This window comes from Flavobacterium sp. (assembly GCF_036515215.1).
Lineage (GTDB): Bacteria > Bacteroidota > Bacteroidia > Flavobacteriales > Flavobacteriaceae > Flavobacterium.
The window spans coordinates 1-11,771 of sequence record NZ_DATBVQ010000151.1 but is presented as its reverse complement, the minus strand read 5'-3'; the positions used below and the strand labels follow the sequence as shown (position 1 = coordinate 11,771).

At 35.6% G+C, this 11,771-nt stretch carries 14 protein-coding genes; 12 read left to right on the top strand and 2 right to left on the bottom strand.

Features of this window, described 5'->3' with window-relative positions; translation table 11 throughout:
- Positions 1–252: 252 nt before the first annotated feature.
- The 11 genes from VIH09_RS10320 to VIH09_RS10270 all read left to right on the top strand — a co-directional run bounded on the left by VIH09_RS10320 (position 253) and on the right by VIH09_RS10270 (position 10,300).
- Entirely contained in the window at positions 253–405 is a 153-nt protein-coding gene (locus VIH09_RS10320) for a lmo0937 family membrane protein (protein WP_139262324.1), read from the top strand.
- A 32-nt stretch (positions 406–437) separates the two neighbouring features.
- Positions 438–770: a YtxH domain-containing protein gene (locus VIH09_RS10315; RefSeq protein ID WP_331580624.1), complete on the top strand. Its 333-nt coding sequence runs from the start codon at positions 438–440 to the stop codon at positions 768–770.
- Positions 771–805: 35 nt separating this feature from the next.
- Positions 806–1,147 (top strand): hypothetical protein, encoded by a 342-nt coding sequence (locus VIH09_RS10310; RefSeq protein WP_331580622.1) that lies wholly within the window; start codon positions 806–808, stop codon positions 1,145–1,147.
- Between the two features lie 7 nt (positions 1,148–1,154).
- Positions 1,155–1,484, top strand: coding sequence for a hypothetical protein (locus VIH09_RS10305; RefSeq protein ID WP_331580619.1), 330 nt, complete (start codon positions 1,155–1,157; stop codon positions 1,482–1,484).
- 158 nt (positions 1,485–1,642) lie between these two features.
- A complete protein-coding gene (locus VIH09_RS10300) occupies positions 1,643–2,461 on the top strand; it encodes a diguanylate cyclase (RefSeq protein ID WP_331580617.1) in 819 nt (272 codons plus the stop codon).
- 590 nt (positions 2,462–3,051) lie between these two features.
- The gene (locus tag VIH09_RS10295) at positions 3,052–4,728 is read left to right on the top strand and encodes an Ig-like domain-containing protein (protein WP_331580615.1); all 1,677 of its coding nucleotides are present in this window, start codon (positions 3,052–3,054) and stop codon (positions 4,726–4,728) included.
- 78 nt (positions 4,729–4,806) lie between these two features.
- Positions 4,807–6,840 carry an OmpA family protein gene (locus VIH09_RS10290; protein WP_331580613.1) on the top strand — a complete coding sequence of 678 codons (2,034 nt, stop codon included), beginning with the start codon at positions 4,807–4,809 and terminating at the stop codon, positions 6,838–6,840.
- A gap of 241 nt (positions 6,841–7,081) precedes the next feature.
- Positions 7,082–8,170, top strand: a complete 1,089-nt coding sequence (locus VIH09_RS10285; protein WP_331580611.1) for an alkene reductase — start codon at positions 7,082–7,084, stop codon at positions 8,168–8,170.
- Positions 8,171–8,221: 51 nt separating this feature from the next.
- Positions 8,222–9,280 (top strand): class I fructose-bisphosphate aldolase, encoded by a 1,059-nt coding sequence (locus VIH09_RS10280; RefSeq protein WP_331580609.1) that lies wholly within the window; start codon positions 8,222–8,224, stop codon positions 9,278–9,280.
- A 103-nt stretch (positions 9,281–9,383) separates the two neighbouring features.
- Entirely contained in the window at positions 9,384–9,860 is a 477-nt protein-coding gene (locus VIH09_RS10275) for a nuclear transport factor 2 family protein (protein ID WP_331580607.1), read from the top strand.
- A complete protein-coding gene (locus tag VIH09_RS10270; protein ID WP_331580605.1) occupies positions 9,857–10,300 on the top strand; it encodes a DinB family protein in 444 nt (147 codons plus the stop codon). The genes VIH09_RS10275 and VIH09_RS10270 overlap by 4 nt, the downstream gene beginning before the upstream one ends.
- Positions 10,301–10,326: 26 nt before the next feature.
- On the opposite strand, the gene VIH09_RS10265 is transcribed toward VIH09_RS10270, so the two are convergent.
- Both VIH09_RS10265 and VIH09_RS10260 read right to left on the bottom strand, forming a co-directional pair.
- On the bottom strand, positions 10,327–10,551 hold the full coding sequence (locus tag VIH09_RS10265) for an SHOCT domain-containing protein (protein ID WP_331580603.1): 225 nt from the start codon (positions 10,549–10,551) through the stop codon (positions 10,327–10,329).
- Positions 10,552–10,641: 90 nt separating this feature from the next.
- Positions 10,642–10,929 carry a hypothetical protein gene (locus tag VIH09_RS10260; RefSeq protein WP_331580601.1) on the bottom strand — a complete coding sequence of 96 codons (288 nt, stop codon included), beginning with the start codon at positions 10,927–10,929 and terminating at the stop codon, positions 10,642–10,644.
- A gap of 283 nt (positions 10,930–11,212) precedes the next feature.
- On the opposite strand from VIH09_RS10260, the gene VIH09_RS10255 reads away from it, so the two are divergent.
- The coding region (locus tag VIH09_RS10255; protein WP_331580599.1) for an amino acid permease at positions 11,213–11,771 on the top strand (559 nt) is incomplete at its 3' end.

Sequence of the window (11,771 nt, the reverse complement as noted above, 5' to 3'; positions counted from 1 at the left end):
CGCTTAAAAATAAGCATTAAATACTGTTTCAAATTTCTTCCCAGAAACAGTAAACTTTTATTAAAAATTTACTTAAAACTGTAAATATTACAACATTTCTCGAAATTTGTATAACACTTATTCTTAAATTGTTGCAGATATTTGTAAGGTAATAAAATTGAACAAACAGCTTTAAATCATTTAAAATGAAGCGATTCGTTTATTCAATTTTTTAAATTAAATATAAAATAATAATCAAAAACATTAAAAATCATGAGCAACCTTCTTTACACATTAGCAGTAATTTTAATCATTTTTTGGGCAATCGGTTTTTTCGCATTTAGTGCAGGTGGTATAATACACGTGTTACTAATCATTGCTGTAATTGCAGTACTATTAAGACTTATCCAAGGAAGAAGATTATAAAAAACAGAATTTAACAGAATAAAAAAATAATTATGAAAACAGATAAAGTAATATTAGGAGTATTAGGCGGTCTTGCTGCCGGTGCTATATTAGGAATATTGTTTGCTCCTGAAAAAGGGGAAAAAACAAGAAAAAAAATAAAAAACAAAGGTATTGATTACGCTGATGAATTAAAGTATCAGTACGGTGCAACGGCAAACAATCTGTCCAAAAAATATGATTCTCTAAAACAAGAAGGAAAATCTCTGCTTAAGGATGGAAAAGCCAAATTTGACAGTCTTAAAGGCGAAGGAGAAGCTTTTCTTGCAGAAGGAAAAGCAAAGTTTGAGAATACAAAAAATGAAATTGAAAATTTAGATGTTTAAAACACGTTTCCTAAACTTCAATTAAAATATAAATAATGGATAACAAAGCGACAACAATAGAAATTCTTTTTGAAAAAGCGGAGAACTATACCCGAACGACTATTGAATTAGCCCGGCTAAATTTTATAGATAAATCTTCGGATGTACTGTCTTCCTTAATTTCAAGATTAGTAATTGCTATTGTTTTTGCTATGTTCATTCTGCTTCTTAATTTTGGCATCTCTTTTTGGATTGGAGAAATGCTGGGTAACTTTTTTTACGGTTTCTTTATTGTGGCTTCATTTTATCTAATTATTTCAATTTTACTCTATTCTTATAAAGATCAATGGATTAAATTACCAGTGAGCAATTTTATAATTGGAAAAATGCTAAAATAGGAATGTTATGAAAAAAATAAACGAGACCGATCTTTTAGATCAAAGAATCTCAACTTTAAGAATAAAAAAGGCAAATGAATTCGATTCCCTCAGGGAACAATTTCACGCTACCTACGAAAGCATAAAGCCTATAAACTTGCTTAAAAACACTTTTGCTGAGATGACCACAACACCTGGTCTGAAAAGTAATCTTTTAAATAGTGTCATAGGTTTGTCTACAGGTTATCTATCTAAAAAGCTCTTGCTGGGCGGCGCTCATAGTCCGATAAAAAAAGTGCTTGGTGTATTATTACAATTTGTAGTCACTAACGTGGTCTCTAAACGATCCAGAATATAACTCACTACCCATTTGCGTGTATAATAAATTTATTTAAAATTTATTCCCTACCGGATAATATTCAATTTTATCTACATCCATTCATTCCTTGGTTGCTCAACTAATAAATCTTAAAACCTTGTCTTCTTTAGCAATAAGTTGAAAAAAGTTACCATCAAATGAGAGAAATAAAGATAAAAATGAAAAAAGAGGATGAATTAATTCGTGTCAATAAAAAACTCGCTTTTCAGAATGGCGAAAAAGAGAAAAGGGCGGCTGAACTAGTTATCGCCAACCAAGAACTCGCATTTCAAAATCACGAAAAAGAAAAGAGAGCAGCTGAATTAGTTATCGCCAATAAAGAACTCGCCTTTCAGAATGACGAAAAAGAAAAAAGGGCAGCTGAATTAGGTATTGCCAATAAAGAACTCGCCTTTCAGAACGACGAAAAAGAAAAAAGGGCATCTGAATTAGGTATTGCCAATAAAGAACTCGCCTTTCAGAACGACGAAAAAGAAAAAAGAGCGGCAGAACTGATTATCGCAAACAAAGAACTCGCTTTTCAGAATAGCGAAAAAGAAAAAAGAGCGGCAGAATTAGTTATCGCCAACAAAGAACTCGCTTTTCAGAATGACGAAAAAGAAAAAAGAGCGGCTGAACTCATTATTGCCAACAAAGAGCTCGCTTTTCAGAACGATGAAAAAGAGAAAAGGGCAACCGAATTAATGTTGACCAATTTAGAACTTACGAATGCACAAGAATCCCAAAAAGAGTATATTCGAGGTTTAGAAAAAATCATGTTCATCACTTCACATAAGGTAAGACAACCAATTGCAAATATTCTAGGATTATCATTAATGCTTGATCTTGTAAAAGATTCAAAAGAGGAAATCGAACAATCCTTATATCATATGAAAGAATCGGCCCTTTCTCTTGATCTTTTAACCAAAGAATTAAACGCACACGTTTTGCACCTGAAGAAAAATGTAAGACCATAAAAGCATTGAAATGAAATGTTTTTTGCTTTCCTTCTCCGAATTAAAAAGAAAAGGCATTGTGACCATATTATAATTAAGTCTATCCACTTTTTTACAAGGTTTTTGGACTAATAAAAAATTAGTGAAAATTTTAATTTATTGGCAAATCGAGAAATACATTCTCGATTTTTTTTTACCTAAAAAATAACGACCATATTGACTACCTTCTTAAAAAGTGCAGTCAGTTTCAAAAATTTCTCTTTTTATTCTTCAATTCTAACACTACAAAAAAGCCTTTTACTCCGTTGATGTAAAACAAAACATCGAGAGCAGCTTCAAAAAAATTTAAAACCGACATTTATTTACAAGTTATTTAACACAAATTAAGTTTTTTTTAATAAGTGAATTATACAACTATAAAAATATATAGTATAACAATTAACCCTCGCAATAGCTTCACCTTTGTCCATAATTATAATAATAACAAATCCCCAAAACTTAATAACATGAAAACTAAAAAATTACTATTAACCTTCGCAATACTATTTATTGCATTAATTTCCGGTTGTGCGAGCGACGATTTTGTGGAAATAGACGGTGTTTGTCCTGAAGTGACAGCAACAACCCCTATAAATGGGGCAATCAACATTCCGCTTGATCAAATAATTACCGTAACTTTTAATGAAGAAATGAACTCTGAAACAATAAATCAGTCTTCATTTACATTATATAATGGTACTTCACAAGTAAACGGTGCAGTTAATTATAGCGGTACCACAGCTACATTTACCCCAGCTGCAACACTTACCCCTAATACTACTTATACTGCTAAAATAGCGAGAACAGTAAAAGATCTTACGGGTAATGCACTGCAAGAAGAAACTATTTGGACTTTTAGTACTGGCTTAACAGTTACTCCAATGGTTGCATCAACTGATCCAGAAAATAATGCGAATAATGTGGTTGTGAACAAATTAGTAAGTGTTACCTTCAACATGCCGATGAAGGCTTCAACCATTAATGAAACTACATATACCTTAAAACAAGGAGCTACAACTGTACCGGGAACTGTATCATATAGTGGTACTACTGCTGTTTTTACACCAACCGGACTTTTGGCTGCAAATACAGTTTATACAGCTACTGTTTCTAAAGCAGTAACAAATTTAGACAACACAACATTAATAAGTGATTATGTATGGCAATTCACAACCGGATCTATAGTAGCTCCAACTGTTACTTCCACAGATCCTATTGACAATTCAACTGGAATCAGTCTTACTCAAACGATTACTGCCGACTTTAGTATGATTATGGATCCGTTAACTATTGATGCAACGACTTTTACGTTGAAGCAAGGAGCTACGATTATTGGAGGAGCAGTAACTTATTCAGGAACTACGGCTTCTTTTAAACCTACAAATCCTTTATTGGAAGGTAAAGTTTATACGGCTACGATTACAACTGGAGCAAAAAATCTTGCAGGTGTGCCATTAGCAAATAACTATGTTTGGAATTTCACTACATTGGTTGTAAATGCTCCCGCTCCCACTGCAAAATTATTCTTCGGAATATTTGGAGGAACTGCAGGGATAACTAATCAAGGACTGAATACTAGAATTAACAACGGAAGTATTGGTACAACAGCTGTTTCTACAAAAGTAACGGGATTCACTGATATTTTTGCTACTCCATTTGAAGTTTATACAGTTACGCCTCTTAATAACGGACTTGTAGACGGTGGAATCTATGCGGCAGCCCCTGCACCAGGAAATGCTGACAAAGCGAAAATAGCACTTGCAGGATTGAATGCAGCAAGAGATCTATACAATAGTATTTCTCCAGCTTCAAAACCTGGAGGAAGTGATCAAGGATCAGGTGAACTAGGTGGATTAACTTTAACTGCAGGAGTATACAAATCAGCAAGTGGTACTTATAAAATCACAAATGGTGATTTAACTTTATCCGGAAGTGCAACTGATGTTTGGATTTTCCAAGCGGAATCTTCATTAACAGTAGGTTCTCCAGCAGCTACCAGAAATGTTATATTGACAGGTCAAGCAAAGGCTGAAAATGTTTACTGGTATGTAGGTAGTACAGCAGTTATTAATTACGCTGGTGGTGGTGTAATGGTAGGAAACATTCTCGCAAATAGTGGGGTTACATTATCTTCTCCAGGTAATAGTACTACTCCAGTTGGTCAAGAAACAGTATTAAATGGAAGAGCAATTTCATTAGTTTCTTCAGTAACTATGGTAAATACCATTATTAATATCCCTGCTAACTAAGAAATTAAATATAAGATTTAAATATCCCGTCTCAGGACGGGATTCATTTAAATAAAACCTAATTATAAAAGATAAAAAATGATATCAACAACTAAATATAATGAGAAACCGTGTTCTACATGGTCTCCTAAAAACCTTACAATCAAAAGCGTTGCGTTAGTAGCTTTGTCATGGTTAAGTTTTCAAACATCTGTTCAAGCGCAGGAAACTCTAGAAGTTAAATACACAAAACCTTCTTGGTACTTTGGTTTAGCTGGTGGTGCTAATTTTAATTTTTACCGTGGCTCAACGCAACAAATGAACGCTAGTTTCACTTCCCCAAAAGCATTTCATGATGGATTTGGTGCCGGACTTTTCATTGCGCCACTTTTAGAATACCGTCCTGCTGATTCAAGATGGGGTGTTATGTTACAAGCTGGTTATGACAGTCGCAAAGGTGATTTTGATCAAGTGACCACTGTGTGTGATTGCCCAGCTGATTTATCAACTAACCTAAGTTATATTACAGTAGAGCCAAGTTTGCGTTTTGCTCCTTTCAAATCTGATTTTTACTTATATGGAGGACCACGTTTGGCTTTCAACATGGACAAATCATTTACATATCAACTAGGTGTTAATCCAGCATTTCCTGATCAGGAACCAAATGCTGCAGTTAAAGGTGATTTTGATAATGTCAACAAAACTATTGTTTCTATGCAAATTGGAGCAGGTTATGACATTCCACTTTCATCAGATAGTAACAAGACACAATTCGTACTGTCTCCTTTCGTTTCATTCCAACCTTATTTTGGCCAAAACCCACGTTCAACAGAAACTTGGAATAACACTACCGTAAGAGCTGGGGTTGCACTTAAATTTGGACAAGGACAAAACATCCAACAGTCTACAGATATGGTGAAGGATGCTGAAGTTAAATTTTCTATCAACTCTCCTAGTAATGTACCTGGCGAGTCTAGATATAACGAAATTTTCCCGCTTAGAAACTACGTATATTTTAATGCTGGATCTACAGAAATACCGAACCGTTATGTTCTTTTGAATAAAGATCAGGTTAAAGATTTCAAAGAAGACCAGTTGGAAGTATTTGCTCCTAAAAACTTGTCTGACCGTTCAAAACGACAAATGACTGTTTATTACAACGTTTTAAACATTCTTGGTGACCGTATGCAAAAAAACCCATCATCGACAATTTCTTTAGTAGGATCTTCAGAAAACGGACCTGCGGACGGATTGGCAATGGCTGAATCGATTAAAACGTATTTAGTAAATGTGTTTGCCATTGCGCCATCCAGAATTAGCACTAAAGGCCAGGACAAACCAAACATCCCATCAGAACAACCGGGTGCAACCTTAGAACTTGGACTTCTTCGTGAAGGAGACCGTAGAGTTTCGATCGAAAGTACCTCTCCTGATTTATTGATGGAATTTCAAAGTGGACCTGATGCCCAATTGAAACCGGTAAAAATTGTTGCTCTTCAAGGAGCGCCTGCTGAAAGTTATGTTACTTTTGATAATAAAGGTGCTAACGAAGCTTTATCTTCATGGTCATTGCAAATCGCGGATGAACAAGGAAAAGTGCAGTCTTTTGGTCCATATACTGAAGATGTAGTTAGCATTCCCGGAAAAGCAATTTTAGGTAGTCGTCCAGAAGGAGATTTCAAAGTTAAGATGATCGGTCAAACAAAAAGCGGTAAAATAATAGAGAAAGAAAGTCCTATACACGTTGTTCTTTGGACACCGGCTAAAGTTGAAGAAGGTATTAGATACAGTATTATATATGAATTTAATAAATCTAAAGCGATTAGCATCTACGAAAAATACCTAACTGATGTAATAACACCTAAAATTCCTGCAGGAGCAACTGTAATTATTCATGGTCACACAGATGTAATTGGTGAAGAAGTTCATAATCAAGATTTGTCTTTGGCTCGTGCTAACGATGTGAAAAACATTATTGAAAGCGGATTATCTAAAACAGGAAGAAGCGACGTCAAATTTGAATTACATGGATTTGGAGAGGATGACAACAAAGCCCCTTTTGAAAACAATACTCCTGAAGAACGAGCTTACAACAGAACTGTGATTATCGACATTATTCCTGCAAACAAATAAGTCAAGGAATCGAGAATACATTTTTATAATTTGAAAAAGAGGATAGACGCTAAAAAGTCTATCCTCTTTTTTTTGTGCCAAAGAATAATCGAAACGAATCTAATTATAATCAAAACAACGATTAAATACCCCAAATAAAAAAAATTATTTATTGAGTGATAACTTTAATTCTCTGGGCAATCCATATAGGTAAACCAATAAATATAATTATCTTTATAGGAACAATTTAAGTCTAAATCACATGGAAAAAAATCAATTATTCGTCCCTGTAAAAATTGGCTCTATAGAATTAAAAAACCGAATTGTCATGGCTCCGATGACCAGATGCAGAGCCATAAAAAATATTCCGAACGAACTCATGCTTGAATACTACAAACAACGTTCAAGCGCAGGATTAATTATCACCGAAGGGACATCACCATCACCCAATGGACTGGGGTATGCCAGAATACCCGGTATTTTCAGTGAAAAGCAAGTTGAAGGATGGAAAAAGATCACAGAAGCGGTGCATAAAAATAAAGGTAGAATAATTGTTCAATTGATGCACTCCGGTAGGATAAGCCATTCTCTTAACATGCCAGTCGGCTCAAAGATACTTGCACCATCGGCAATAAAGGCTGCCGGACAAATGTGGACCGACTTCAAAGACCTACAAGATTTTGAAATGCCAAAAGAAATGACTCTACAGGATATAATTCATGCAAAAACTGAATATATATGTGCTGCAGAAAATGCTTTGTTTGCCGGGTTTGATGGTGTCGAATTGCACTCCGCCAATGGTTATTTGTTGGAAGAATTCCTTTCGCCAATAAGTAACATCCGTGACGATAATTACGGTGGAAGCATTGAAAATCGATGCCGTTTTGTTCTTGAAGTGACCAAAGCGGTTGCTCAGGCCATCGGCAAGGAGAAAACGGCAATCCGTCTATCTCCATATGGAGTGGCGAGCGATATGCCGCATTATCCGGAAATAGATGCGACTTATGATTATTTGTCAAAAGAACTCAACTCGCTTGATATCGCTTACATACATCTCTTGGACCATTCTGATATGGGAGCACCTCCAGTTCCGACAGAAATCAAAAAAATGATTCGCAAAAATTTTAAAAATACGATTATACAGTGCGGCGGGTATAATAAGAAAACTGCAGAAGAAGCAATTGCAAATGGGCTGACTGATTTAGTGGCATTCGGAAGACCATATATCAACAATCCTGACCTTGTGGAACGATTCAAAAACAGCTGGCCCTTATCGCAGGATCTTAATATGGATTTATTCTATACCGCCGACGAAAAAGGCTATACCGATTATCCATTCTACAAACCCTGATTTTAACAGATCCGCAACCGACTTACAGAACTCCTCCAAAATAAGTTTAAGATGAAAGATATATTCCAATTGTTAGATTTATTAGGTGATGAAAAGGACTATTTGTTGAACCATGTCTGTAAAACAGTTAGTAGCGATCACATGTTATTACCCACTAAGGACGTTATTGATAACTTTTTACAGAGCAATCGAAATGGGCAATCAATCAGAAGCTTGACTCAGCTGTATAGCCACGGCCGCCTTTCAGGGACTGGATACCTGTCCATCTTGCCTGTTGATCAGGGAATTGAACATACTGCGGGCAGTTCTTTTGCTCCAAATCCCATCTATTTTGATCCAGAAAATATTGTCAAATTGGCTATCGAGGCAGGCTGTAATGCGGTAGCCTCGACGATGGGCGGTCTCGCCATGCTTTCAAGAAAATACGCCCACAAAGTTCCCTTTGTTGTGAAAATCAATCATAATGAATTAATGACATATCCAAATAAATACGACCAGATTATGTTTGCAAGTGTACGCGATGCATGGAATATGGGCGCTGTCGCCGTGGGTGCGACGGTGTACTTTGGATCTGCCGAATCTGACAGACAAATTATCGAGGTGGCGCATGCTTTTGAAGAAGCACATAATTTGGGCATGGCAACAATACTTTGGTGTTATACAAGGAACAATGCCTTTGTGAAAGACAATGTCGATTACAACACTGCAGCAGATATTACCGGACAGGCCAATTATCTGGGTGTATCACTGCAGGCAGATATTATCAAACAAAAACTGCCCACAAACAACGGTGGTTTCGCCACCGTAAAATTTGCCAAAAGCAATCCGGAAATGTATAGCAAGTTATCTACCGATCACCCAATAGACTTGTGTAGATATCAGGTAATTAACTGTTACGCAGGCCGAATTGGTATGATCAATTCTGGAGGAGAATCAGTCGGGGAAATGGATTTTGCGGAAGCAATAAGAACAGCCGTCATAAATAAACGGGCGGGCGGAGCGGGAATGATTATGGGACGAAAAGCCTTCCAGCGGCCTTTTAGCAATGGCGTTGAAATCATCAACGCGATACAAAATATTTATTTGGCAAAAGAAATTACGGTAGCCTAACGTAGGTCAATTTTTTTTAAACACTACATTTCTTACATAACTTTAAAAAAAAGTTAATTTGAATTAAAAAAAACCATAAATTTACTTTTTATTTTATGTAAATATGACGGCAAACGAAAAAACCCTTGTCAAATTCTACTCTGCTTTTGCGAACGCTAACGCTTACACGATGAGTGAATGCTACCATCAGGATATTGTTTTCCGTGATCCCATTTTTGGATTATTAAAAGGCAATAATGTTTCTCAAATGTGGAAAATGTTGATAGAAAGCAGCAAGGGGAATTTAAAAATTGACACTGCAGACGTAAAAGCAGACGAATATGTTGGATCAGCCCAATGGACCGCGCACTATAGCTTTAGCAAAACCAACAGGAAAGTCATCAATGTTATCCAAGCTCGTTTCCATTTTCAGGACGGATTAATAATAAAGCATACGGATGATTTTGACATTTATAAGTGGTCAAAACAAGCTTTCGGTTTTTATGGTTTTTTATTTGGCTGGACGGGCTATATGCAAAAAAAAATTCAACAACAGGCAATCTCATCGCTTAAAAAACATCAAGAATCCGGCATCAAATGATTGAAACTTTAAAAACACTTTTTAGTCGCGATTTGCTTCGGCTGAAATCCGAGATTGAGCTGTACCAAAATGAAAAAGATATTTGGCGTAGTGAAAAAGGAATAACAAATTCTGCCGGAAATCTTTGCCTGCATCTGATAGGAAATCTTAATACTTATATCGGGAGCGTTTTTGGAAAAACAAATTATGTCAGAAACAGGGAACTTGAATTCTCGTTAAAGGATGTCCCTAAATCAGAGCTGATAAAAAAAATTGAAGAAACCATCAAAGTGGTCAATGACGCTTTAAATCAAGTATCGGAAGATGAATTAAAAATGGATTTTCCCCTTTTGGTATTTAGAGAAAAAACGACGACCGAGTTCATGTTAATCCACTTGACCACTCACCTAGCCTACCATCTTGGACAAATAAATTATCACAGGCGTTTATTAACCCAATAAAACATTCTTCCCGCTGTTTATAAATGCTAACTGCTTCCGAGCGCTTTTTTTCGTTCTTCATACTCTGCCGTGGTTAGTTCCCCATTAGCATACCTCCTTTTCAAAATGTCTATAGGCGATTCCTTTTCCGAATATCTATTTTTATTCGTGTTGTCGAAAAAACGATACAAAAAAATGAAACAGAACACCATTATAGGCAGCCATATAATCCACATCATTCCCATATTCCAGTAGTTATCGTGATACATCATCAGTTCCTGTATTAGATTTCACTAATTGTAAATTAAACTTTTCGCTCCGTTTCAATAGACATTGCTGATAGCTATTTCCTTCTTGGCTTATCATTCACGATGAGTGCGCTTCATAAGAATAGAGTCGTTTTCCATCATATTCATGCTGTTTCCCATCGTGATTTCCTGATTGTCTATAACATTGTTTTTTCTTTTTTGTTTCATGATGTAATGGTTAAATTGTCTCATCTGAATCGAATCACCACTAATCGCCTTGAATATTTCACCCTGTTGTTTCTTATCCTTCAACATTGTTTTTGCATTCTGCTGTGCATTTGCATTGGAACAAACCATGAAAACAACTATCGTCAACCAATTAAATTTTACAATTTTCTTCATTTCGGTAATTTTTAAGTCTAACATTAATGCTAATCAAAGATAAAACATTTTACGTCAAAATAAAACACAAATAACTGTAAATCAATGCTTTAATATTGTTTTGTATAATACTATTTTCTAGTTAAATGCTGTTACACAAATCCAAACCATTTTCACATCAAGCCATAAATATCTCCCACCGCTAATCAAAAAAGGAATTACTTTCTTATTTGGCTATTTATAGCAAATGATTATCTTGCGGACTATGTTTAAGGACAAATATTGAGTTAAATCTAAAAATATAATGAAAAAAGTTTTACACAAAAAATTAAACGAATTGCAAGCAACTGCCATTTGTGGAAATGACATCAGTTCATCTTGTCTGTACGTATCTGCCCTTACAATTATGTATGCTGGACAGTACGCTTGGATTTCATTATTATTAGTAGCTGTCGTTTTATTTCTGTTTAGAAAAATATACGGAGAAGTTGTTGGTGCAATCCCCCTTAATGGCGGCGCTTACAACGTACTCTTAAATACCTCTTCCAAAAGATTAGCTTCCCTTGCGGCAACTTTAACTGTTCTGTCTTACATGGCCACAGCGGTGATATCGGCTTCAGAGGGAATGCACTACCTGCATGGAATAGCTCCTGGAATAAATATTGCAATAGCCACAGTTATTGTTTTACTGGCTTTTACCGGACTGGCTATTTTGGGTATCGGGGAATCAGCGATTGTTGCTGTGGTAATTTTTATTATCCATTTGTCAACGTTAACTATTTTAGTTGTGGTATCTTCATGGTTTATATTTAATAATGGATTAGAAATTTTTAATATCAACTGGAGTCTTCCCCTTTCGACTG

Coding starts and splice junctions, on each gene's coding strand:
- VIH09_RS10320 (WP_139262324.1), top strand. CDS start 253: ATGAGCAACCTTCTTTACACATTAGCAGTAATTTTAATCATTTTTTGG.
- VIH09_RS10315 (WP_331580624.1), top strand. CDS start 438: ATGAAAACAGATAAAGTAATATTAGGAGTATTAGGCGGTCTTGCTGCC.
- VIH09_RS10310 (WP_331580622.1), top strand. CDS start 806: ATGGATAACAAAGCGACAACAATAGAAATTCTTTTTGAAAAAGCGGAG.
- VIH09_RS10305 (WP_331580619.1), top strand. CDS start 1,155: ATGAAAAAAATAAACGAGACCGATCTTTTAGATCAAAGAATCTCAACT.
- VIH09_RS10300 (WP_331580617.1), top strand. CDS start 1,643: ATGAGAGAAATAAAGATAAAAATGAAAAAAGAGGATGAATTAATTCGT.
- VIH09_RS10290 (WP_331580613.1), top strand. CDS start 4,807: ATGATATCAACAACTAAATATAATGAGAAACCGTGTTCTACATGGTCT.
- VIH09_RS10285 (WP_331580611.1), top strand. CDS start 7,082: ATGGAAAAAAATCAATTATTCGTCCCTGTAAAAATTGGCTCTATAGAA.
- VIH09_RS10280 (WP_331580609.1), top strand. CDS start 8,222: ATGAAAGATATATTCCAATTGTTAGATTTATTAGGTGATGAAAAGGAC.
- VIH09_RS10275 (WP_331580607.1), top strand. CDS start 9,384: ATGACGGCAAACGAAAAAACCCTTGTCAAATTCTACTCTGCTTTTGCG.
- VIH09_RS10270 (WP_331580605.1), top strand. CDS start 9,857: ATGATTGAAACTTTAAAAACACTTTTTAGTCGCGATTTGCTTCGGCTG.
- VIH09_RS10265 (WP_331580603.1), bottom strand. CDS start 10,551: ATGATGTATCACGATAACTACTGGAATATGGGAATGATGTGGATTATA.
- VIH09_RS10260 (WP_331580601.1), bottom strand. CDS start 10,929: ATGAAGAAAATTGTAAAATTTAATTGGTTGACGATAGTTGTTTTCATG.